The organism is Micromonospora mangrovicola (assembly GCF_047200535.1).
In the GTDB taxonomy this organism is placed as follows: Bacteria; Actinomycetota; Actinomycetes; order Mycobacteriales; family Micromonosporaceae; genus Micromonospora.
This window is the reverse complement of record NZ_JBJZOG010000003.1, coordinates 128,957-150,438: the sequence shown is the minus strand read 5'-3', so window position 1 is coordinate 150,438 and position 21,482 is coordinate 128,957. Positions and strand designations below refer to the sequence as shown.

Annotated in this window: 19 protein-coding genes; 7 read left to right on the top strand and 12 right to left on the bottom strand. The window is 74.6% G+C overall.

All coding sequences use genetic code 11. From position 1 onward, the window contains the following. Positions 1-143: 143 nt before the first annotated feature. Together ACL02O_RS02435 and ACL02O_RS02430 are read right to left on the bottom strand one after the other, a co-directional pair. Positions 144-725: a flavoprotein gene (locus ACL02O_RS02435; RefSeq protein ID WP_412816258.1), complete on the bottom strand. Its 582-nt coding sequence runs from the start codon at positions 723-725 to the stop codon at positions 144-146. Positions 726-812: 87 nt separating this feature from the next. Continuing rightward, entirely contained in the window at positions 813-2,039 is a 1,227-nt protein-coding gene (locus ACL02O_RS02430) for a helix-turn-helix domain-containing protein (RefSeq protein ID WP_412816257.1), read from the bottom strand. A 246-nt stretch (positions 2,040-2,285) separates the two neighbouring features. Between ACL02O_RS02430 and ACL02O_RS02425 the strand changes: the two genes are divergently transcribed. Beyond that, a complete protein-coding gene (locus ACL02O_RS02425) occupies positions 2,286-2,957 on the top strand; it encodes a bifunctional DNA primase/polymerase (protein ID WP_412816256.1) in 672 nt (223 codons plus the stop codon). A 279-nt stretch (positions 2,958-3,236) separates the two neighbouring features. On the opposite strand, the gene ACL02O_RS02420 is transcribed toward ACL02O_RS02425, so the two are convergent. The 5 genes from ACL02O_RS02420 to ACL02O_RS02400 all read right to left on the bottom strand — a co-directional run bounded on the left by ACL02O_RS02420 (position 3,237) and on the right by ACL02O_RS02400 (position 9,470). Then, positions 3,237-3,959, bottom strand: coding sequence for an FAD:protein FMN transferase (locus tag ACL02O_RS02420; RefSeq protein WP_412816272.1), 723 nt, complete (start codon positions 3,957-3,959; stop codon positions 3,237-3,239). Between the two features lie 49 nt (positions 3,960-4,008). Beyond that, a complete protein-coding gene (locus tag ACL02O_RS02415; RefSeq protein WP_412816255.1) occupies positions 4,009-4,593 on the bottom strand; it encodes an FMN-binding protein in 585 nt (194 codons plus the stop codon). A 13-nt stretch (positions 4,594-4,606) separates the two neighbouring features. Further along, positions 4,607-5,965 (bottom strand): ferredoxin reductase family protein, encoded by a 1,359-nt coding sequence (locus tag ACL02O_RS02410; protein ID WP_412816254.1) that lies wholly within the window; start codon positions 5,963-5,965, stop codon positions 4,607-4,609. A 113-nt stretch (positions 5,966-6,078) separates the two neighbouring features. Beyond that, positions 6,079-7,452, bottom strand: a complete 1,374-nt coding sequence (locus tag ACL02O_RS02405; protein WP_412816253.1) for a DUF1501 domain-containing protein — start codon at positions 7,450-7,452, stop codon at positions 6,079-6,081. A gap of 14 nt (positions 7,453-7,466) precedes the next feature. Continuing rightward, positions 7,467-9,470, bottom strand: coding sequence for a DUF1800 domain-containing protein (locus ACL02O_RS02400; protein WP_412816252.1), 2,004 nt, complete (start codon positions 9,468-9,470; stop codon positions 7,467-7,469). 452 nt (positions 9,471-9,922) lie between these two features. Between ACL02O_RS02400 and ACL02O_RS02395 the strand changes: the two genes are divergently transcribed. Then, the gene (locus ACL02O_RS02395) at positions 9,923-10,180 is read left to right on the top strand and encodes a DUF3040 domain-containing protein (RefSeq protein WP_412816251.1); all 258 of its coding nucleotides are present in this window, start codon (positions 9,923-9,925) and stop codon (positions 10,178-10,180) included. On the opposite strand, the gene ACL02O_RS02390 is transcribed toward ACL02O_RS02395, so the two are convergent. Beyond that, positions 10,175-11,137: an SWIM zinc finger family protein gene (locus tag ACL02O_RS02390; RefSeq protein ID WP_412816250.1), complete on the bottom strand. Its 963-nt coding sequence runs from the start codon at positions 11,135-11,137 to the stop codon at positions 10,175-10,177. The genes ACL02O_RS02395 and ACL02O_RS02390 overlap by 6 nt on opposite strands. Beyond that, positions 11,134-14,349, bottom strand: coding sequence for an SNF2-related protein (locus ACL02O_RS02385; RefSeq protein WP_412816249.1), 3,216 nt, complete (start codon positions 14,347-14,349; stop codon positions 11,134-11,136). The genes ACL02O_RS02390 and ACL02O_RS02385 overlap by 4 nt, the downstream gene beginning before the upstream one ends. Before the next feature lie 105 nt (positions 14,350-14,454). Between ACL02O_RS02385 and ACL02O_RS02380 the strand changes: the two genes are divergently transcribed. Further along, positions 14,455-15,327 (top strand): carbohydrate kinase family protein, encoded by an 873-nt coding sequence (locus ACL02O_RS02380; protein WP_412816248.1) that lies wholly within the window; start codon positions 14,455-14,457, stop codon positions 15,325-15,327. A gap of 3 nt (positions 15,328-15,330) precedes the next feature. Here the strand turns inward: ACL02O_RS02380 and ACL02O_RS02375 are convergent, their stop codons facing one another. Then, positions 15,331-15,852 carry a DinB family protein gene (locus ACL02O_RS02375; protein WP_412816247.1) on the bottom strand — a complete coding sequence of 174 codons (522 nt, stop codon included), beginning with the start codon at positions 15,850-15,852 and terminating at the stop codon, positions 15,331-15,333. Between the two features lie 85 nt (positions 15,853-15,937). On the opposite strand from ACL02O_RS02375, the gene ACL02O_RS02370 reads away from it, so the two are divergent. Further along, a complete protein-coding gene (locus tag ACL02O_RS02370) occupies positions 15,938-16,144 on the top strand; it encodes a hypothetical protein (RefSeq protein WP_412816246.1) in 207 nt (68 codons plus the stop codon). Positions 16,145-16,155: 11 nt separating this feature from the next. Here the strand turns inward: ACL02O_RS02370 and ACL02O_RS02365 are convergent, their stop codons facing one another. Further along, positions 16,156-17,301: a polysaccharide pyruvyl transferase family protein gene (locus tag ACL02O_RS02365; protein WP_412816245.1), complete on the bottom strand. Its 1,146-nt coding sequence runs from the start codon at positions 17,299-17,301 to the stop codon at positions 16,156-16,158. A 144-nt stretch (positions 17,302-17,445) separates the two neighbouring features. Here ACL02O_RS02365 and ACL02O_RS02360 point away from each other — a divergent pair, with 144 nt between their 5' ends. From ACL02O_RS02360 to ACL02O_RS02350, 3 genes are all read left to right on the top strand, one after another. Then, positions 17,446-18,381 carry a phosphotransferase gene (locus tag ACL02O_RS02360; RefSeq protein WP_412816244.1) on the top strand — a complete coding sequence of 312 codons (936 nt, stop codon included), beginning with the start codon at positions 17,446-17,448 and terminating at the stop codon, positions 18,379-18,381. Between the two features lie 389 nt (positions 18,382-18,770). Continuing rightward, positions 18,771-19,274 carry a SigE family RNA polymerase sigma factor gene (locus ACL02O_RS02355; RefSeq protein ID WP_412816243.1) on the top strand — a complete coding sequence of 168 codons (504 nt, stop codon included), beginning with the start codon at positions 18,771-18,773 and terminating at the stop codon, positions 19,272-19,274. Then, complete coding sequence (locus ACL02O_RS02350) at positions 19,271-20,632, top strand: TolB family protein (protein ID WP_412816242.1); 1,362 nt, start codon at positions 19,271-19,273, stop codon at positions 20,630-20,632. Before ACL02O_RS02355 ends, ACL02O_RS02350 begins: the two co-directional genes overlap by 4 nt. On the opposite strand, the gene ACL02O_RS02345 is transcribed toward ACL02O_RS02350, so the two are convergent. Then, on the bottom strand, positions 20,604-21,401 hold the full coding sequence (locus ACL02O_RS02345; RefSeq protein WP_412816241.1) for an alpha/beta fold hydrolase: 798 nt from the start codon (positions 21,399-21,401) through the stop codon (positions 20,604-20,606). The two genes, ACL02O_RS02350 and ACL02O_RS02345, sit on opposite strands and share 29 nt — an antisense overlap. Positions 21,402-21,482: the final 81 nt, after the last annotated feature.

The window sequence follows — 21,482 nt, the reverse complement described above, 5'->3', positions numbered from 1 at the left end:
GCCAGCTTACCGGCGTCCGGGCCGGGCAGGGTGTCGGACGCGAGCTCCGGTGGCGGATCGGGTCGGGATCCCGGGGCGGTGCCGCCCACCGCGCAGCCGGTCGGGCCGGCGGGAACCCGTCCCACCGGCCCGGCCGGGCCGGCTCAGCCGACCGGGGCGACCGGGCGCTGCGCGCCGCCCAGCGCGGCAAGGCCCACCGCCCACGGGAAGGCGTCCAGGTGGTGCTCCCCGGTGCCCGGGGGGTGCAGCCGCACGACCTGCTCGCCGAAGACCACCCGCACGCCCCACTCGCGCAGCCGGGCCAGACCGGCGAGGAACGCCGGATGCGCGGCCATGGCGGTGTTCGTGTACGGGACGACGGCCATCGGCACCCCGAGCCCCTGCGCCTCGACCAGCAGGCCCAGGGCGAGCGTGTCGGTGATGCCGGCCGCCCACTTGTTGACCGTGTTGACCGTCGCCGGGCAGACCAGCATCGCGTCGGCCGGGGGCAGGACGTCCAGGTCGCCCGGGTTCTTGTAGTGGGTGCGTACCGGATGACCGGTCTGCCGGGCCAGCGCGGCCCGGTCCACGAACTTCGCACCGTCCGGCGTCGTCACGACGCAGACGTCCCAGCCGTCCCGCTGGGCGAGGTCGACCAGCCGGCCGACGTTGCGGGCCAGCGGCGAGCCGCAGGCGATGACGTAGAGCACCCGAGGGTGCGCGTCGGCGGTGTGCGGACCGTTCATCCGACCGGACCCGCGCTCATGCCGCCGCCTCCCGGCGGTCGGCGCCGACACGAGGCAGGACCGCGCCGTGCCCGACGATGCGCTCGCTCATACCCCGACTCCCATGTGCTCAGCCAACTCCGCGATCGGCGAAGGCGGCGCACCCCGGGTGCGACGGAGCACGTCCGACATCACCTCGTGGGCGATCGGCCGGCAACGGATCTCGGAGGGCGCGAGCCGGTCGCCGCGCAGCAGCATCTCGCCGGCGTGGGCGACGTCGCCGATCTGGGCGTAGCCGCGGGCCAGGTCGAGCAGGTGGTGCGCGCGGCGCTCGGGCAGCAGGGCGTTGAACGCCGGCTCGGGGATGCCGTGGTGGGTCTCCACGGCCCGGCCGCCGTCGCCCAGCTCGACCGCGGCGGCGGCCCGGTGCAGCTGCAGGTTCGTCGGGCCGAAGGAGGTCCAGTAGTGGTTCTGGTCGCCGCCGAGCAGGGTGGCCGCCTCGTGGGCACCGCCGAGCAGGTCGTCGACGGTGGCGGAGTCGCCGGTCCGGGCCGCGGCCATCGCGCCCTGGAGCAGCAGCATGCCGTAGACGGAGAGGCGTTCCGGGGTGACGTCGTTGCCGCCGCCGGGGGCGAGCCGGTTGGCGATCCGGACGTTGAGTTCGAGCGCCGGGCGGGGGCGGCCCATGGCGACGAGGGCGTTGCAGACCCGGGTGGTGGCGATGCCGGCGAGCAGCGGGTCGTCGGCCCGCTGGGCGACCGCCATCGAGCGGTCGGCGGCCAGCCAGGCCAGGTCGCACTCGCCGAGCTTGCGGAGCACCGAGGAGGCGATCTGGTAGACCTGCCCGAGCAGGTGGGCGGCCTCCCGGGCCTGGTCGCCGTCGTGGCCGGCGTCGGCGGCCTGGGCCTCGCGCAGCAGCTTGGGCAGGGCGCGGGTGAGCAGGCCGTAGCGGCCGTACTGGTAGGTGAGCCAGGCGTGGTTGACCGCCTTGCGCAGGTCCGCCAGCGGCGGAGGGTAGGGCGCCGCGTCGAAGTACGCGCTCATCGAGTCGTATCGCTCCAGCGCGGCCCGGATCTCCTCGACCTCGATCTGATCGATGCAGGTGAGGGCGTCGGAACGCCGCTCCGGGTCCTTGCCGAGCAGCAGTTGGACGTCGAGCTCGAGGATGTCGGCGATCTCGTAGACCACGGAGAACTTGTCCAGCCGCCGGACGCCGCGCTCGACCTTGTCCACCCAGCTCTTGGACTTGCCGAGGCGGTCGGCGAAGACCTGTTGGGACATCTTTCGCCGGCTGCGCCAGTAGGCCACTCGACGGCCTATGGGCAATTCGTCCATCTTTGCGCCCCTCCCCCTGCCCGCGTCCGGCTGATCTCCCCCCGGTCGACCATCGCAACGGTCCGTCGGTATTCAGGTTTTCGCTGGTCGCACAGTCTGTACGTCAGCCGTACGGCCAATCCTCGTAGTTTCCGTGCAAGTTGCATCAGCCGCTTGTCAGCTCAACGACTGTTGTTTACAGCAGTGACGGCGTTCGAAGTGTTACATCGCGGCGTCCAAACAGGACAAAGAGGGGATGAGGCGAACATGTGGGGGAATGTCGGACCGCGCGTGACCCACCTGCCGTCCCTGGAACGCGTCCGGCTGCGCCGGGTCGCCGTCCGTTACGCGCTGCACGGCTGGGCGGTGACCCCGGGCGCATGCCTGGCGAACCGCCGCTTCGTCTGCGGCCGGGCCGGCTGCCCCACCGTCGGCTGCCACCCGGCGCTGGAGAACTGGGAACACGCGGCGAGCACCGATCCGGCCCGGGTGGCCACCTGGTGGCGCGACCGGCCGCACGCGGTGCTGCTGCCCACCGGGCGCTCGTTCGACGTGCTGGAGGTCGCCGCCCACTTCGGCCGGCGGGTACTGGACGCGGTCGCCACCCATCCGGCGGGGCCCGGAGTCCGCGGGCCGGTCCTGGTCACCCCGACCGGCCGCTGGATGTTCCTGGTCCGTCCGGGTGACCCGCTCCGGCCGGAGCTGGAGCACTGCTTCCACGTGGTCCGGCACGGCCCCGGCTCGTGGATCGCCGCGCCGCCGACCCGGCTGCCCGAGGGGACGGTCCGCTGGGCGGTCGCCCCGGAACAGGCCCACTGGCAGCTGCCCGACTCCTACCTGGTGCAGAACGCGCTGATCGAGGCGTTACGGTCGGCCGGGGTCACGCTCACCTCCGACCTGCTCCCCGGCCACCTTCCGCTCCCCCGGCGCGGCCGTTGACCGGCGGCTCCGGAGGCAGCGTCCTCCCCGGCGCCGCGGTCGTTGAACCGGTGACGGCGACGGCGCGCACGCGCCAGAGCGGGGGTTGACGATGTCCAGGGACGACGCGGCCCGCCACACCGGCGGCACCGAGCCTTCACGGCCCCATCGCCGTCCGCGCCGCTGGGGTGCGACCCGGCCCTGGGGGACCCGACCCGGCCGGCCCCGCCCGACCGGCTCCCGCCCGGCCATCGACCACCGCCCGCTGCGCTGATTCCCGACGCCCGCCACCCTCGGGAATCAGTCGACCAGCGGAAGCCGGGTGGAGTGCAGCAGCCGGTCGTCGTCGGTGACGACGGCGTGCAGGTGGCCGTCCAGACGATCGAGCCAGCCGAGACCGGACTCCCCCATGGCCAGCGCGGCGGTGGCGTACGCGTCGGCGTCGCCGAGATCCGGACCGACCACGGTGACCAGCCGCAGCCCGCGGGCCGGCTCGCCGCGACGCGGGTCGATCACGTGGTGCCCGCGGTGATGCACTCCGGAGGTGGCGACCGCGAGGTCCGTGCCGGCGAGCACCAGGCAGACCGACGACCAGTCGTCGGGGTGGCGCACCCCGATCCGCCACGGCTCCCCGGTCGCGGAGAGCCCGCGGACCACCACGTCACCGCCGGCGTTCAGGCAGTGGTTCGGCGCTCCCGCGGCGACCAGCCGGTCCGAGGCGACCTGCGCGGACCAGCCCTTCACGTAGCCGGACGGGTCGAGCCGACCGGTGGCGTACGCGTCGAACCAGCCGTCCGTGGCGGCCCACAGGTCGGCGCAGCGTTCCAACACCAGCCGCAGGTCGGCGGAGGCGTCGGCGAGCCGCAGCTCGCCCCGGTCCAGCCGGCAGACCTCGCTGTCGTCCCGGTAGGTGCTGAACCGCGCGTCCACCGCACGCAGCCAGTCGAAGGTCCGGTCGGCCAGCTCGGCCAGCCGCGCGGGTGGCAGCTCGTCGGCGAGATCGAGGCTGATCGCCGTACCCATCACCTGCTCCACCCGGGTCAGCCCCGGCCGCGCCGTTTGCTCCGCCACGTCAGATCTGGTTGATCGCGCTCTGCAACGACTGCTTGTAGGCGTTGCTGGTGTAGGTGGCGTCGGAGACGGTGTTCAGGTTGGCGCTCTGCTTCTGCACCACCTGCCCGGAGGTACCGCTGTAGGCGCTCTGCACGTCGTCGCTCTTGCGGCCGGACTCGCCGCTGCTCGGCATCCCGGTCGCCGTCGCGTTGACGATCTTGGTGCCGGAGACGGTGATCTGCACCCGCAGCGAGCCGTACTTGTAGCTCACCGTCGGGCCGTAGAGGGTCCGGGTCGCCGGCTTCGGGGCGGCGGTGGTGGTCTTCGGGGCGGCGGTCGTCTTCGTGGCGGTGGGCTTGGCGTCCGCGCTCCGGGTGCCGCTCGCGCTCGGCTTCGCCGACGGCTTCGTGCCGGCGGCGGAGGGGGCCGGCACGGCGGCCGAGGGACCGGCGGCGCCGGCCGGGTCGACCCCGCCCGGCACGGCCGGCGGCTGGTCACCGGGGAGCGCCTGGGCGGCCTGACCGGCGCCCGGCGAGCCCTTGAGCACCACCAGCGCGGTGGTGCTGGCCGCCAGCCCGGTGATCGCGAGAAGCGCGCGACGCATCGTGAGACCTCTCCTACAGTTCGAACGTGGCCTGGTGGATCTGCCGTCGGGGCACGCCGGCCTGCCGCAGCACCCGGACGGCCTCGTCGATCAGGCCGGACGGGCCGCACAGGTAGACGTCCCGCCGGGTCACGTCCGGCACCAGCCGGCGTAGCCCCTCGGGACTCATCACCTGACGGGGGCCGGGCTCGTGGCGGGAGCCGATGACGTACCAGACCGAGGCCTGCCGGGTCTGGGCGATCCAGTCGAGTTCGTGATGCAGCAGCACGTCCTGCGGGGTACGGGCGCGGTAGATCACCGCCGTGCCGGGCGGCAGCTCCTCCAGCATGGCCCGCAGCGGGGCGATGCCGCTGCCGCCGGCGATGAGCAGCGCCCGTTGCCGGGTCCGGTGCGCGGCGGTGAAGGTGCCCGACGGGCCCTCCGCCCACACCCGGGTGCCCGCGTCGAGGTCGCGCAGGTCGGCGGTGTGCGAGCCGACCACCTTCACGGTGAGCCGCAGCCAGCGGCCGTTCGCCGCGGCGGAGAGCGAGAAGGGGTGGGACTGCCACCAGCTGCCGAGGGCGAGGAAGCGCCAGCGGAAGTACTGCCCGCCGAGCATCGGCAGCGACTCGAGGTCGCGGCCGGTCAGGTAGATCGAGATGGTGTCCCGGCTCTCCGCCACCACCTCGGCCACCCGCAGCCGGTGCCTCAGGTTGAAGTGCAGCGGCGCGACCAGCCGGCCCCACACCAGCGCGGCGATCACCAGCAGGTACGCGGCGTACCAACCGGTGCGCACCGGGCCCTTCGGGTAGAGCTCGGCGCCGTTGCTGAACTGGTGGGCGTAGCCGAACACCAGTACCGCGTAGCTGGACAGGTGCAGCACGTACCAGAGTTCGTAGGGCAGCACGGTGCGGATCGCCCGGATCGCGGTGAGGGCGACCACGACCAGGATGCCGGTGGCGACGAACGCGGAGACCATGTCCTCGTAGTCGCTGAGCATCACCCCGATCTCGCCGAAGATCGAGTGCTGCTCGGCCTCGGCGTAGGCCACCAGCAGGGTGGCCAGGTGGGCGAGCACGGCGACCAGCAGGGTGGCGCCCACGTCCCGGTGCAGGCGGGAGATCCGCTCGCCGCCGAGGCAGCGCTCCAGCACGGCCAGCCGGCTCATCATCAGCACCTGGACCAGCAGCAGGTAGCCGCCGATCAGGCCGGTGATCCGGCCGACGGCCAGCAGTACGTCACCGGTGGCGGCCAGGCCGCCCGCCGGGGTGTTGAGCCACCAGGGCAGCACGCTGAGCACCAGGCCGGCCCAGAAGAGCGCGGCCAGGGCGCGCCGGGCGCCGGGCCCGCGCCGCGGCAGGCCCAGGTGCGCGGGTACGGCCGGATCGGGCACCGGCGGCGGGGGCGCCGGGGCAGGCTGCGGGGGGCGCGCGGGCCGGCCGCCGTACGAGGGATCAATCCTCGTATGGCGGCCGCCGGTGTATGTGTCGTAAGTGTCGTGGTATGTCACGCGTACAACTTCATGGGGGTGAATTTCTGCCGAGGGAAGATCTTGTCCACCTGGGCCGCCGTCAGGCCGAATCGCCCCTGAGCGACGGATCCGTAGACGTTGAACATGTTGTTGTATTCGGGTACGTCCCCGCTGTCCAGTTCGTTCAATCCGCGCCAGGACCCGAGCAGGGATCCGGCGAGCTTACGCCCGCTGAGCACGGTGATGACACCGCCGTGCCCGTGGTCGGTGCCGCCCTGGTTCGAGGCCACCCGCCGGCCGAACTCGCTGGACACCATGATCGTCACGTCGGCGGCCCGGTCGCCGAGGTCGGTGAAGAACGCGGCCATCGCGGTGGCCAGCTCGTTGAGCCGGCGCCAGAGCTGCCCGCCGGCGCCGGTGCCCTGGTTCTCGTGGGTGTCGTAGCCGCCCATGCCGACGGTGGCGACCCGGACGTTCGCCCCTCCCTTGATCAGCTGGGCGAGCTGCTGGAAGGCCCGCCCGACACCCTGGTACGTCACCCCGGTCGCCGGCTGGTACGGCTTCGCGGCCAGCTTCTGCGCGGTGGCCAGCGCGCCCATCCCCTCCTGCACCGCGTCCTCGACCGGGTGGTTGATCCCGGTGAACAGGCCGCGGATCGCCTTCTCGGTCGCCGCACGGTACCGGTTGTCACCGTTGAGTCGCAGCTCGCCGACGCTGTTGAGGGCGAGCGCGCCGTTCACGCCGACCAGCGAGCGGGGCAGCGTGCTGCCGATGCCGACGCTGCGGAACGCGGTGCCCTTGCCGAGGGCGTCGACCAGGCTGTCCAGCCAACCCCGGCCCCCGGTCTCGCTGGGCAGCCCGCCGAGGTTGCAGGCGTCGGCGGCCTGGAAGTGGCTACGGGACAGCCGGGGGTCGGAGACCGCCGGGACGAAGCCGAGCTGCCCGGCCTTGAGCCACTGCTCCAGCGGCGCGAAGGCGCTGGTCAGTTTGAACCCGCGGCCGATCGCCAGCGAGTCGTTGCCGAGCAGCAGATCGGGGCGGACCTTGGCCAGCACCGGGTCGTCGGTGGGGGCGACCAGGCTCAGCCCGTCCAGTCCGCCGTAGAGGAAGACGTGGATCAGGGTGCCGGTGCTCGTCGCGGCGAACGACGCCGAGGTGGTGACGAACTGGGCGGTGGCCAGGGCGGTGGCGGTGGCCGCGGCACCGGCCACGAAGGTACGCCGGGTGACGCCCCGGCCGTCCTGCTGGGCCTCCTCCAGTTCCTCCAGCCGGCGGTAGCGGTCCGCCTCGGCGGCGTTCTCGGCCGCGACGGTCCGCGCCTCCGCGCGCAGCAGCGCGTCGGCCGGGTTGTCGGCCAGCCGCCGCAGGTCGGGGCATCCGGGGTGCAGGGGGTAGGGGTTCACGCTCATCTCCATCGAATGCCTCACCGGAGGTGGTGCTGGGGGGACGCGAGGATCGTCCGCGCTACCGCGACGACAGCCCCGTTGAAGGTGGCGTCGACCTTGGTGCTCGCCGTTACACCGGCGACGCCGAGGACGAGCGCCTTCTCCCGGGCGCTCAGCTTCTGGTGCACCAGCCGCAGGGCCAACGCGTCGACGTACGCCCCGGCGGTCGCCGGCGGCTTCGTCACCAACCGCTCCGGCTCGGCGTAGGTGAACTCGTTCCGGAAACCGGCGAGCAGGTCACCGGCCTCGTTCCAACCGTCGACCATGGTCCCGGCGGAGGTCCAGGCGACGTAGACGTCCGCGTACCCGTCCGGGGTGGGCTTGCCCATCGGGTACTGCCCCAACTGGCGCAGCTTGTCCTGGACCTGCCGCAGCCCCTCGGCGAACGCGGTCCGCCTGCCGTCGCCCTGGAAGCCGGGGGACGCGTTCGGCCCCACCCCGAGCACCCGGTACGTGGCGACCAGGTACTCCATCGGACGGCGTACCTTCTGGCCGACGGCGGCCCAGAACTCCGAGGAGCTGAACAGGGTCGCCAGCACCGGCCGGATCTGCCCGCGGTTGGTGGCGTACGCCTTGGCCAGCCGGTCCACGAGGGACTTCGGCGGGGTGTCCGAGACGAACCGGGTGGCCAGGTTGCGGGCCACGTACCCGGCGGTCGACGGGTGCAGTGCGAGGTAGCGGACGTACTGGTCGATGACCTGATCGGCGGTCTTCGGGTCGGCCGAGTCGTTGGCGTGGCTGAAGCCGAGGATCTTCACCTTGCCGAGGTAGTGCCGTTCGGCGCGGAAGACGTACTTCGTGTTCTCGACCCCCCGGCCGGTCTGCAACAGGGCCGCCTGGCGGACGTCCTTCTCGGTGTAGCCGCCGTCGACGCCGACCGAGTACAGCTCCAGGTTCTCCCGGGCCAGGTTCTCGTTGACCGCGTCCTTGCGGGAGTCGTTCTGGTTCAGGTAGAGCAGCAGCGCCGGGTGCTTGTTGGCGGCCACCAGCATGTCCGGATAGCTGCCCAGGGCGTGCTTGCGGATGACGTCCCGGTCGAAGGCGTTGCGATGGATCCCGCCGCCGTCGAAGTCGGCGGCGACGTGCAGGAAGTCGTTCCAGAAGTCGACCATCACCTCGAAGAGCTGACGGTCGGACCAGATCTGCCGGGCGATCGTGGCGTCGACCGTCTCCCGCGCCGGGTCGACGCCCCGCTGGTCGCGCAGCTGCCGCGGGGTCAGTTTCAGCGACGGCAGGTCGGCCAGCTTCAGCTCGGCCGCGGTGGGTGCGATCTTCTCCGGTTCGAGCTGCTGGCGCAGCCAGTCGTCGATGCCCAGCCGCTTGATGTCGGCGAGCACCTTCGAGGTGATCCCGAAGGTGGCCCGGCTGGCCAGGTGCCGCACCGGATCCTTGGCCAGCACCGTCTTGACGGTCACCTCGGTGGCGGCCGCGGCGGCCGCCGGGCCGGCGAAGACCCGGCCGCCGGACGGCGAGTTGCGCTTCAGCGCCGCACCGGCCCGGGACCCCGTGTAGCTCTCGTTCTGCTCGGTGTAGGTGCGCACCGTGCTCGGCTGCTGCCCGCTCGGCCGGGCGGCGGTGCCGTCGGTGGCCGCCGTACCCGTGGCGTCACCGACCGGGTCGTCGCCGAACAGGCCCCGCACCCGCGGGGACATGGCCAGGGCCGCACCGCCGGCGACCACCGCGGCGGCGCCGAGGGCGGCGAGGGCCCGGCGCCGGCCGCCGCGCGGCTCGTCGTCATCGTCCAGGTCGGGCAGTCCGCCGATGGGCGACGGGACGTGGCCGGTGGAGCCGAAGCCGTCCGGGCCGACCCACTGTGGCCCCTGGGTCGCCGACGTCGGCGGGAGGTGGCCGTCGGGCCCGGCGTAGGGCGCGGCGTAGGGCGAGGCGTTGTCCAGGTGGTACCGGTCCGGGAGGGGGTTCTGGTATCCGTCCCAGCCGCGGTCGTCCCGGGATCGACGCGGTGGCACGTTGCGGTCGGCCATTTACCTGTCCCGTTTTCTTCGAGCGCCGGCACGCCCTACGACCGATGGGACGGAGGGGGCGGCGACGGTTGCCGGAGAAGTTGTCCGGGAAGGTAGCCAGCCGCTCCCGGCCGCTCAAGGCGCGCCGACGGCACCGACGAGGGCACTTAAGACACCGCTCAGCCCGCCTCCGGCGCGGGCGCTACGCCCCGGTAACCCACCGGGCGTCCGGAGCAGGGCCGATCCGGACGCCGAACGCCCGGACGTAACGTTTGCCGCCGTCGCGGCGCTATCTGCGCCGTTCGGCCGTACAGCGAAAGTTAAGGCGGCGGTAAGCCCATCCTGAGGTCCTTCGCCCACCAGATCCGCACCGCCCGCGCGGCCGGCGAAAGTGGCAGCGGGAGCGGCGCGTGACCCGCCGCCGTTGCGGGTATGCCGCCGGACCGCTGAAGCCGTGAGGGGAAGGCACCGCCATGCTCAGCAAAGAGGATCAGCGCAGGTTCGAGCAGATCACCCGCCAGCTGAGGGAGAGCGACCCGCAGTTCTTCGCCCGGCTCGACAACCGGGCCAGGGGCCGCCGCGGCCGGTACCTGATGCTGTTGACGATCGTGCTGTGGGCCTCGCTGCCGGCGATGACCGTACTCGCCGGACGACTGGCCGGCGCGATCTGCGCCCTGGTGCTGGTGGCCAACGCCGGGCTCATGTGGCGGTTCCGGCGGCGCTGGCTATGACGGGGTCGCGGCGGCCGGATCGTCCGGTTCGGCCGGCGGCCGGGGGCGGCCGAACTCCCGGTACGCCCGGCGCAGCCGTTCGCCCAGGCCGGGCCCGCCGAGTTCGGCCCCGGGCGGGGCGAGCTGGCGCAGCAACAGCTCCGGTCCGGTCGCCAGGGTCGGCGGCCGGTCGGGCAGCGGCACCGGGGGCAGCCAGAACCGGTCCACCTCGTCGGCCGGCGGGGCCGGCGGCAGGCCGCCGAGCACCCGACCCGCACCCAGGACCGGCTCGGGCCGGGGCGGGCCGTCCGCCGGGCCGACCGGCGCGCCCCGCGCCGCCGCCCGGTCGGCCGGTGCACCGTCCGGAATGGCGCTGCCGCCTCGCAGCGTACGCAGCCGGCCGAGCAGCTCGGCCCGGTCCCGGCCGCGCCAGTGCAGGAGCCGGAACGGGTCGGCGTCGAACGCCTCGGCCAGCAGGTAGAAGGTGGCCGCCAGGTGCTTGCACGGCACCGCGAAATCGGGGCAGCCACAGTGCTGCTCCAACTCCTCGACGTCCGCCGGGAAGAGCGGCGCGCCCGCGGCGGCGAACAGGTCCTCCAGCTCCGGGGGCAGATCACCGGCGAGCAGCCGGGCGCTGAAGAACGCCTGACCGGCCAGGTCCGCCTCGATCCGGTCCCAGACCTCGTCCGGGTACGCCGCCAGACCGATCCGCACCGGGTACGGATCCGCCCGTGAGCCCTGCACGTCGGCGGTGACCAGACCGGGGGCGACGTCGAGCCGGAGCACCTGACCCCGGCGCGCGTAGGCCCGGCCCCGGGTGAGCCGGGTGCCGAGCGCGAAGGACTCCAACACCTCCAAAAACCGCCGGGACCACCAGGAGCGCCCGATCGCACCCCGGGTGCTGCGCGCCTTCAACCCGCCGTCGACCCGCCGGGGCGGGCCGAACTCCGCGAACCGGGGCCGCTCCTGGGGACTCACTCGACCACCGCCCCGGACTCCAGCGCGAACAGCTCGCGCAGCGTGTCGGTGGACAGTTCGGTGACCCACTGCTCGCCGGCGCCCACCACCTGCTGCGCCAGGCTGCGCTTGTCCGCGATCATCGCGGCCACCTTCTCCTCCACGGTGCCGGCGCAGACGAACTTGCGGACCTGCACCCGACGGCGCTGCCCGATCCGGAACGCCCGGTCGGTGGCCTGGTCCTCCACGGCCGGGTTCCACCACCTGTCCACGTGCACCACATGGTTCGCCGCGGTCAGGGTGAGCCCGGTGCCGCCGGCCTTGAGGGAGAGGACGAACAGCGGCGGGCCGGCCGGGGACTGGAACCGGGTCACCATGGCGTCCCGCTCGGCCTTGCCGACCCCGCCGTGCAGCAGCAGCACCTCCCGGCCGGTGCGGGCCGACAGGTGCCCGCGCAGCATCCCGCCGAACTCGGCGTACTGGGTGAAGAGCAGGGCCTTCTCCCCCGCCGCGAGCACCTCGTCGACGATCTCCTCGAGCCGTTCCAGCTTGCCGGAGCGGTCGGGCAGGGCCGAGCCGTCGTGCAGCAGCTGCGCCGGGTGGTTGCAGACCTGCTTGAGGCGGGTCATCGTGGCCAGCACCAGGCCACGGCGTTCCATCCCGTCGCTGGACTCGATCTTCGCCATCATGTCGTCGACCACCGCGCGGTAGAGCGCCGCCTGCTCGGCGGTGAGGTTGCAGAGCACCTCCATCTCCAGCTTCTCCGGCAGGTCGGAGATGATCGACGAGTCGGTCTTGAGCCGACGCAGCACGAACGGGCCGGTGATCCGGCGCAGCCGCCCGGCCACCTCGGCGTCACCGTGCCGCTCGATCGGCTCGGCGAACCGCTTGCGGAAGGTGGCCGCCGGGCCGAGCAGGCCGGGGTTGGCGAACTGCATGATCGACCAGAGGTCGGCGAGGCGGTTCTCCACCGGGGTGCCGGTGACCGCGATCCGATGCCGCGCGGGCAGCGACCGGACCGCCTCGGCCTGCCGGGTGGCCGCGTTCTTGATCGCCTGCGCCTCGTCGACCACCACCCGGTGCCAGTCGGTGCCGGCCAGGTCGTACGCGTCCCGGGCGGCCACCGAGTAGGTGGTCAGGACCAGGTCGGCGGCGTGCACGGCGGCGGCGAACTCCTCGCCCCGGGCCCGCTCGGCCCCGTGGTGGACGTGGACGCGCAGCCCCGGCGTGAACCGGGCCGCCTCCCGCTGCCAGTTGCCGACCAGCGACATCGGACAGACCAGCAGCGTCGGCCCGGCCTCCGGCGGGTCCCCGGCGAGCAGCGCGAGCAGCTGCACCGTCTTGCCCAGCCCCATGTCGTCGGCGAGGATCCCGCCGAGCCCGAGCGACTGGAGGAACGCCAGCCAGGCCAGCCCGCGCCGCTGGTACGGCCGCAGCGTGCCGGCGAACCCGGCCGGCGGGTCGGCCGGAGTGAGCCGCCGTTCCGCCTCCCCGGCCAGCAGTTCGCCGAGCGCCCCGTCGGCGGTCACCTCCAGCACCGGCAGCTCGTCCGGGCGGTCGGCCTCGGCCAGGCCCATCCGCAGCAGGTCGGCCACGGTCAGCTCGCCGGCCGAGCGGAGCAGCCGTAGACCGGCTTCCAGGCGTTTCGGGTCCAGCTCCACCCAGCGCCCGCGCAACCGGACCAGCGGGGACTTCAGCTCGGCCAGCGAAGCGAGCTCGTCGGCGGTCAACGGCTGGTCGCCCAGGGCGACCTCCCAGCGGTAGTCGACCAGGGCGTCCAGCCCGAGTCCGCCGGCGGTGGCGGCGACGGCGCCGGGGGCGGTCCGCCCGCGCGCCCGCAGCCGGGCGCCGAGCCGCGTCGAGGAACGTCGCCACCAGGACGGCAGCAGCACCCCGAAGCCAGCCGCGTGCAGCACCGGCGCGCCCTCCCGGAGAAACCGGTGCGCCCCCGCCGCGTCCAGCTCCATCCCCTCGGGCGTGGCGGTGCGCAGCGCGTCGTCCAGCTCCGGCCAGAGCCGGCTGGCCCGGCCGAGCTCGGCGAGGAGGGTCTCCTGCGGGTCGCCCCCCCGGCCGGCGAGCGCGGGAGCCGGCCCCCGCCAGACGTCCGCCGCGTCGACCACCAGGCCCGGTTCGTCGGCCGGGTGCAGGCCGAACTCGACCCGCCAGGCGTCTCCCTCGACCAGCTCGGCCACCGGGTCGACGGCCGGCTCGACCAGGCGGAAGGCGGCCCGCACCGCGCCACCGGCGGCGTCCCGCTGCCAGGCGTCCAACTCGGTACGAAGGGTGTCCAGCGCGGCCGGCGGGACGGTGAACACCCGGTCCGGTCCGGTGAGCGCGGCCAGCCAGCGGGGCACCGGACCCGGGCGCATTCCCCGGTGCAGCGCCGTCTCCGCGAGCGCCGCCCGGGCAGCAGCGTCGGTCAGCGCGTCCAGCGCGTCGGCGACCAGCTCCCCCGGCTCCGGCGGGCCCGCGGCGGTCGGCGCGGCATTCGACGCGGGCGGCACGACGTCCGAGGTGGCCGGCGTGGCGGCGCGGACGGCCGGCGCGGCGGTCAGGGTGGCGGACCGGGCCGCCGGTGGCAGGGCGAGGGCGAGCGACCGGGACCAGGCGGCGTCCGGGCCGGTGAGCAGCGGTCGCCACACCGCCCGGACGGTCACCGCGTCGGTGGCGTCGACCGGGCGGGGACCCCGCCGGCTCGGGGCGACCTGCCCACCCGGGCCGGATCCGGGTCCGGGCGAGGTCTCCGGGGCTGCGGGCGACGAGGCCGGGAACGGGTCGGCGATGCCGGGCAGCAGCCGCCCGCGGGTGACCAGGTCGGCGGCGAGGTCGGCCAGCTCGGCCAGGTGACGCAGGTCGGCCCCGGGCACCCCGGCGAGCTGGTCGAGGGCGCGCAGCAGCGGCAGCGCGGCGTCGGGGGCGTACAGCCGGGCGGGTGCCCGCCAGCCGGCGAGGGTGACCCGGCCGCGGACCCGGTCCGCGACGGCGGCCCGGACCAGCTCGGGCGAGTCCAGCGGCGCGCCGGCCCGGGTGGGGAGAGTGAGCAGTACGCTGCTCGCCTCGCCCGGGTGCTCGCCGAGCGCGGCGGCCAGCGCGGCGTGGTCGGCGGCGAACGGATGGGGACGCTCGCGCGGTGCCCGGCCGGGACGGCGCGGCGTGGTGGCCGGGCGGGCGCTGTCCTCCGCCCAGACGGCGAGACCGGTGCCGACCAGCCACGAGCCGTGGATGACCAGCACCTGCGCCCTCCTCGTGACGACTGTCGAGGATAGCGGCGTTCCGGCGCCGGACGGGGGGCAGGCCCGGGGCGGTGGACGCGGACCGGGCCGACTAGCGTCGGCGGCATGCTCGATCTGCTCGTGATCGGCGGCCTGGGCGTCGACATCCGCGCCCAGGTGCCCACCCTGCCGCTGCCGGCCGCCGACTCGCTGCTCGTCCCGCCGGTCGAGTTGCGGATCGGCAACACCGGCGCTGGGGTGGCGCTCGCCGCGCACGCCCTAGGCCTGCGGGTGGGGCTGGTCGACGTGCTGGGCGCGGACCCGGCGGGCGACGTGGTCCGGGCCGCGCTGGCCCGCACCTCGGTACGCACGGTGCTGGTTGACGCTCCGGCCGGCACCCGCCGGTCGGTGAACATGGTCGACCCGGCCGGCCGGCGGATGTCGCTCTACGACCCGCGCCCCTGGTCCGGCCCGGCACCCGTCCCCGAGGCGGAGCTGACCGCCCTGCTCGGCGAGGCGGCGCACGTGCACGTGTCGATCATCGACTGGGCCCGGGCGGCGCTGCCGACCCTGCGCGCGGGCCTCGCCGACGGCGTGTCGCTCTCCACCGACCTGCACGACTGGGACGGCGAGAACGACTACCACCGGCCCTTCGCGGACGCGGCCGACCTGGTCTTCGTCAGCGACGTCCGGCTCGGTGACCGGGCCGGCAAGGTGGCGGCGGAGCTGGCGCCCCGGACGGTGCTGGTGACCTCCGGCGCGGCCGGCTCGACCCTGCACGCCCCGGACACCCCGCCGGTCCGGATGCCGGCGACCACGCCGCCGGCCCCGGTGGTGGACACCAACGGCGCCGGTGACGCGTTCGCCGCCGGCCTGATCGCCGCCCGGCTGCGCGGTGCGTCCCCGCTCGACGCGGCCCGGTACGCGGCCCGGGTGGCCGCCGCCGCCTGCACGCACGACGGGATGGAGTATCCGTCCGGCCTGCTGCCCCGGGGCTAGGGCTCAGAGCGCCCCGGTCCGGCCGTCGGTCAGCTCGCGGAGGATGTCCGCGTGCCCGGCGTGCCGGGCGGTCTCCTCGATCAGGTGGACCAGCACCCAGCGCAGCGACACCTCGCCGAGCTGCGGGTGCGGCACCACGTGATCAAGGTCGAACCGCACGGCGACCGCCCGGGACCGGGCGCAGGCCGCCTCGTAGGCCGCCGCGAGGGTCTCGACCGTCTCGCCGGGGTCGAGGGTGAAGCTCGCCTCGGCCTCCTCCTCGGTGGTGAGGTAGACGTCCCCCGGCTCGGGGGCGAACAGGCAGGGAAACCAGTTCCGCTCCACCAGCGCCAGGTGTTTGAGCAGGCCGGCGAGGGTGGTGAGGGAGGGCACCAGGCGCCGGCTCGCGTCGGCGTCGGAGAGGCCGCGCGCCTTGCGCAGCACGACGGCCCGGTGGAAGTCGAGGAACGATTCGAGCACGGCCCGCTCGTCACCCGTGCGGGCGAGGACGGGCCCGAGCGTGGGGTCGATCGTGGTGTCCGCCATCTCCGGACCCTAGTCCCGCCGGACGCCCGCCCGCTGCCCCGCCAACCCCCTGCGGACCGGCTGTCACCGGGGGCAGGATGGGCGCATGGCATCCACGGTGCAGATCCCGCTGGTGGGCGGCGCGGCCGACGGTGAGACGGTCACCGTCGAGTTGGACAGCAACGACCGCCCGCCGCTGACCCACCACCACCTCGGCCCGAAGGGCCTGTCGGAGGCGCAGATCTACGAGCTGGAGTCGGACGACCCGCACGGCCGCCCGTGGGTCTACACCTGGCGGGGCCCGGCGGTCTGACGCCGCCGCGCTCAGCCGGCCCGGACCATGGTGCGGGACCGGAGGCTCTCCAGCACGCCCCGGGTGACCTGCGAGGTGCCGCGCGCCTGCTCGCACACCTCGGCCACCCGCCGGGCCGTCTCGTCGGCCCGCGCGTCCCGCTCGTCCCAGAGCCGGTCCACCTCGGCCAGCAGCGGGCCCTCCACCTCGCGTTCCACGCCGCGCAGCGCCGGCACGCCGAGCCGCTGGGCCAGGTCGAAGACCTTCCCCGCGTACGGTAGGGGCAGAAACGGTGTGCCCATCATGGCCGCGAAGATCAGGAAGTGCAGCCGCATGCCGACCGCGAGGTCGAAGTGCTTCATCAGGCCGAGCACCTGCCGGGGCGAGTAGTCGTTGTGCAGGATCCGGCCCCGCTCGGCGGCGATCATGTGCGACATCACCCCGTGCGAGTGCCGGATGTCGTCCCGCTCCATCGGCACGAACAGCACGTACGCGTCGATCCGGTGCACCAGGAAGTCGCTGATCTGGGCGAGCAGCCGGTGGTAGCCGTCCACGTCGAGGCGTTCCGCCGCCCGGCCCGGTTCACGGACGCTCAATCCGACCAGCCGCGTGCCGGAGGGCACGCCCTCCTCGCGCAGCCAGTTCGCCGGAAAGTGCTCCGGCTCCAGCAGGAACGCCGGGTCGGCGGTGACGGTGATCGGGTTCAGCAGGCCGGCCTCCTCCAGCACCATCCGGGACTCCTGGTCCCGCACGGTCACCTCGGTCGCCCCGGCCAGGGTCTCCCGCACCATGCCGGTGTCCACGCCGTCGCTGAGCGGGCCGACGCCCACCGCGTACGTGAGCAGCGGCAGGCCACGCTCCTGGGCGACCCGGACCACCCGCAGGTAGCGGCGGGCCTCCTTGTCGTAAAGGATGCCGCCGCCGCCCAGGATGAGCAGGTCGAGCTGGCCCAGGATCATGGCCGAGTCGGCCCGGCTGACCCCCTCCCAGGGCACCGCCTCCACGTCCGGGTGGGCCAGCGCCGTGTGCGCGGGGTTCCGGGAGAAGACGATGATCCGGGCATTCGGCTCGTGCCGCCGAAGGTCGGCCAGGAGACCGGTGAGGATTGCCTCGTCGCCGAGGTTGCGACCGCCGTACGAGCCGAGCACACCGATGGTCAGTCCGGTGCCATCCGTCATCCGTTGCTCCTCCCCAGGTGACGACACGCGCCGGTTTCCCGCTGCACGGATGGACATGCGTACGTGCGATCGGGCCCGCCGAAACCGGACAGGGTGGCGGAAACCGGCTTGTGGGGGGCGGGCGGTGTCCCGCACCGTGAGGTGGTGACGAACGGAACGAGGACCCGGATCGGCTGGACCGACCTGCCCGACCACGTCCGGGTCGCGGTCGAGGAGATCCTCGGCGACCGGGTGGTGGTGGCGGTGTCGCAGCACGGCGGCTTCTCCCCGGGCACCGCCGACCGGGTGCGCACCGCCGGCGGCGGGCGGGCCTTCGTGAAGGCGGTCAGCCCCGCGCAGAACGACCGCAGCCCGCACATGCACCGCAGCGAGGCGCTGGTCGCCGCCGCCCTGCCGTCCGGCACCCCCGCGCCCCGGCTGCTCGGCAGCTACGACGACGGCGACTGGGTGGCGCTGGTCTTCGCCGACGTCGAGGGTCGGCACCCGGCGACCCCGTGGGACGCCGACGAGCTGGCCGCCGTGCTGTCCACCCTGGAGGCGATGGCCGCCGCGCTCACCCCGGCGGCGGTGGCGGCGGCGCCCACGGCGGCCGAGCGGCTCGCGCAGGACTTCGCCGGCTGGCGGCGGATCGCCGAGGACCCGCCGGCCGACCTGGACCCGTGGGCCCGGACCCGGCTGCCGGAGCTGCACGCCGCCGCCGAGCGGGGGCTCGCTGCGCTGGCCGGGGAGACCCTGTGCCACCTGGACATCCGGGCCGACAACCTGCTGATCGGGCCGGACGGCACGGTGAGCGTGGTCGACTGGCCGTGGGCCTGCCGGGGACCGGCCTGGCTGGACAGCCTGCTGGTGCTGGTCAACGTGCAGGTGCACGGCGGGCACGACCCGGAGGTCCTGCTGCGGGCCCGGCCGCTCACCGCCGGCGCCGATCCGGCCGGCGTGACCGGGGTGCTGGCCGGGCTGGCCGGGTTCTTCCTGGACGCGGCCCGGCAGCCGCCCCCGCCGGGCATCCCCACGGTCCGGGCGTTCCAGCGTCTGCAGGGCGACGCGCTGCTGCCCTGGCTGGCCCGTCGGCTGCCCTGACCAGCCCGCCCGGCCCGCCCGGCCCGGCCCGGCCTGCCGCTCCGCGCACAGTCGGGGCGGCCGCGCACCGCCGCCCGCGTCGATCGACTCGGATTGCGGCATGTCGGCCCGTCCAGAGGCCGGGACACCGCCGCCTGCGGCATGTCGAGTGGATCAAGCCCGGTCTCACCGCCCTCGGCCGGTACGCCGCGCCGGCCGAGATCGCCGCCGTGGTGGCCCACCTCGCCGGTCCCGACGCCGGGTACGTCACCGGGGCGGTGATCGACGCCGACGGCGGCTTCGCCATCTGACCGGCCAAGGCGGGTGTGGAGCTGGTCTCCGCACCCGCCCGCTCGGCCCCTCAACCATTGACCGGACGGGTGGCGTCTGTAGTGGAAGAGGGGGTGGGCATGTCGGAGACGTTCCACGAGTTCGTGGTGCAGCGCTCCGCCGCGCTGTCCCGGACCGCGTACCTGCTCACCGGGGACCACCAGCTCGCCGAGGACCTGTTGCAGACCGCGCTGGCCCGCACCTACCGGCACTGGCGGCGGATCCGCGACGGCGATCCGGAGGCGTACGCGCGGCGGGTGATGTACCACCAGCAGGTCTCCTGGTGGCGCCGGCGCCGGGTCGCGGAACGGCTGGAACCGGTGCCGGCCGAGCGGGGCGGCGGCGACCACACCGAGGACACCACGCTGCGGCTGAGCCTGATGGCGGCGCTGCGCCGGCTCACCCCGCGGCAGCGGGCGGTGGTGGTGCTCCGGTTCTACGAGGACCTGACCGAACCGCAGGTCGCCGAGGCGTTGGGCTGCTCGCTGGGCACGGTGAAGCGGCACGGCTGGGACGCCGTACGCCGGCTCCGCGAAATCGTCCCCGACCTGGTGGAGCGGACGGCGGCGAGGAGCGGGCGATGAGCGTACGGCTGCGCGAGGCGCTGCGGGCGGCGGCGGCCGAGGTGCCCGCGTATCCGGTGCACGACCGGGCGGTGCGGACCGCGCGCCGGACCCGGCGGCGGATGGCCGCGGGCGTGGCGGCTGTCCTGGTGCTGGTGGCGCTCGTGCCGCTGGTCGTGCGTGGCGGCGGCGCGGGGCCGGACCCGGCGGCCGGCGCGGACGGCCCGGCGCTGCCGGACCGGATCGGCCTGCCGGTGTTCGGGTCGCTGCACGCCACCGACCGGCCCCGGCTCGGTCCGGCGTCGGTGATCTTCAGCGGCCGGGCGCGCGGGCTCACCGGGCTGCTGGACGAGAACGGCACCATCGGCATCGTCGGAGCCGACGCCGACCGCTACCGCACCTACCAGGTGGGGTACGAGGCACCGGTGGGCGAGAAGGTGCTGCTCTCCCCCGACGGCCGGCGCATCGCCGCGCCGGGCGGGTCGAGCCGGCACCCCCGGATCGACCTGGTGGACCTGGTCGACGGGGTGCGGCGGCACCTGCCCAGCGTGGTGCCGGACAGCGAGCTGACCGAACCGGCCGGCTGGGCCCCGGACGGGAGGTCCCTGGTGGTCCGGGACACCGTCCCGACCACCCCGGAGCGCAGCGCATACGCGTGTGTGCTGAGCCTGGTGCGGCTCGACACCGGCCGGGCGGTCCGGCTGATCGAGGCCGAGCAGTTGCCGATCTTCGACAGCCCGGTGGCGTTCTCGCCCGACGGCAGCCGGCTGGCCTGGCGGATCGGCGACAAGGTGCTGGTCGCCGGCGTCGACGGGCGGTCCATCTCCTCCTTCCCGCTACCGCCCGACACCGGGCTGGCCGGCAAGGGCGCCTGGCTTCCGGACGGCAGCCTGACCCTGGTCAGCCGGGACCCGGACAGCACCCGCTGGCGGCTGCGTCGGGTCGACCCGGGCACCGGTCGGGACCTCGGTGCGCTGGAGCTGCCCGCCGTCAGCGGGGTCACCACGGTCCGGCTGCTCGGCTGGCGGCCGGACGGCTCCGCGCTGGTGGTCGGCTACCGGCCGGAGCCGGCGGCGCCGGCCCGCTTCGACCAGCCGATGGCGATGGACCAGCGGACCGCGTACGGCCATGTGCGATCGGTCGAGGTGCTGGCCCTGGCCCCCGGGTCCGCCGCGCCCACCACCGTGCTCGCCGCGCCGGAACAGGTCCTCGCGATCGACGTGGCGGACCGGGTGATCCACTCCGGACGGGTCCGCGAGGCCGACCCGCCGTGGGGGGTGGGCGGCCGGTTCTGGTGGTGGACCGGCCTGGCGGCCCTGCTGCTCGGTGGTGTGCTGGCCCGCCGGCTGGTCAGCCGGGCGCGCGGACCTCGTGGGTGAGGAAGGGCAGCACCACGGCGGGCAGCGCCGGGGAGGCGACGATGTCGTAGTGGGTGAGGCCGGGCAGCACCGCCAGCCGGGACGCCGGCCGGTCGCCGCCGTCCCACCCGGCGTCCCGGTGCCCGCCGCCGAGCAGCCCGAAGAACTCGGCCATGTGGTGCACCGGGATCGAGTCGGCGTCGGCGTAGACCAGCAGCACCGGCATCGGCAGGGCGGCCACCTCGGCGGACCAGTCGTACTCGCGGCGCAGCAGCTCACCGGTCTTGACCCAGAGGGTCGGCCAGTCCTGCGGGCGCGGGGCCACCCGCTCGTACCGCTCGTGGGGTGGGGTGCCCCGCATCTGCTCGGCGACCCGCGCGTCCTGCGCGGCCATCGCGGCCAGCACCTCCGGGTACCAGCCCTGCCGCCGGCAGGGGGTGGAGACCAGCACCAGCCGCCGGACCAGCGCCGGATGCCCGATCGCGGTACGCAGGGCCACCGCGCCGCCGAGCGAGTAGCCGAGCAGGTCCGCCTCCGGCACGTCGAGGTGACCCAGCAGCGCGGCGATGTGGTCGGCCATCGACTCGTAGCGCAGCGGCCGGTCCACGTCGGCGGTGCGGCCGTGCCCCTGCAGGTCGACCGCGATCACCCGGCGGCGCGCGGCGAGGGCGGGCAGGATGGGGGCGAACATCTCCACCGACCCGTATCCGCCGTGCAGCAGCACCAGCGGCTTGCCGGCCCCGTGCACCTCGTACCAGAGACGTACGCCGTTGACGTCCGCGTAGCCCACCCGAGTCCTCCCGTCCGCGCGCGGTCGACGGTCACCCGCCCGGCCATCCTCCCCGACGGCGAGCCCCGCGGTGGTCCTCTG

Bases quoted from the DNA above. Each gene is read 5' to 3' on its own strand.
- ACL02O_RS02355 (WP_412816243.1), top strand. From the start codon at position 18,771: ATGTCGGAGACGTTCCACGAGTTCGTGGTGCAGCGCTCCGCCGCGCTG.
- ACL02O_RS02370 (WP_412816246.1), top strand. From the start codon at position 15,938: ATGGCATCCACGGTGCAGATCCCGCTGGTGGGCGGCGCGGCCGACGGT.
- ACL02O_RS02395 (WP_412816251.1), top strand. From the start codon at position 9,923: ATGCTCAGCAAAGAGGATCAGCGCAGGTTCGAGCAGATCACCCGCCAG.
- ACL02O_RS02435 (WP_412816258.1), bottom strand. From the start codon at position 725: ATGAACGGTCCGCACACCGCCGACGCGCACCCTCGGGTGCTCTACGTC.
- ACL02O_RS02425 (WP_412816256.1), top strand. From the start codon at position 2,286: ATGTGGGGGAATGTCGGACCGCGCGTGACCCACCTGCCGTCCCTGGAA.
- ACL02O_RS02400 (WP_412816252.1), bottom strand. From the start codon at position 9,470: ATGGCCGACCGCAACGTGCCACCGCGTCGATCCCGGGACGACCGCGGC.
- ACL02O_RS02420 (WP_412816272.1), bottom strand. From the start codon at position 3,959: ATGGGTACGGCGATCAGCCTCGATCTCGCCGACGAGCTGCCACCCGCG.
- ACL02O_RS02375 (WP_412816247.1), bottom strand. From the start codon at position 15,852: ATGGCGGACACCACGATCGACCCCACGCTCGGGCCCGTCCTCGCCCGC.
- ACL02O_RS02365 (WP_412816245.1), bottom strand. From the start codon at position 17,301: ATGACGGATGGCACCGGACTGACCATCGGTGTGCTCGGCTCGTACGGC.
- ACL02O_RS02405 (WP_412816253.1), bottom strand. From the start codon at position 7,452: ATGAGCGTGAACCCCTACCCCCTGCACCCCGGATGCCCCGACCTGCGG.
- ACL02O_RS02430 (WP_412816257.1), bottom strand. From the start codon at position 2,039: ATGGACGAATTGCCCATAGGCCGTCGAGTGGCCTACTGGCGCAGCCGG.
- ACL02O_RS02380 (WP_412816248.1), top strand. From the start codon at position 14,455: ATGCTCGATCTGCTCGTGATCGGCGGCCTGGGCGTCGACATCCGCGCC.
- ACL02O_RS02415 (WP_412816255.1), bottom strand. From the start codon at position 4,593: ATGCGTCGCGCGCTTCTCGCGATCACCGGGCTGGCGGCCAGCACCACC.
- ACL02O_RS02350 (WP_412816242.1), top strand. From the start codon at position 19,271: ATGAGCGTACGGCTGCGCGAGGCGCTGCGGGCGGCGGCGGCCGAGGTG.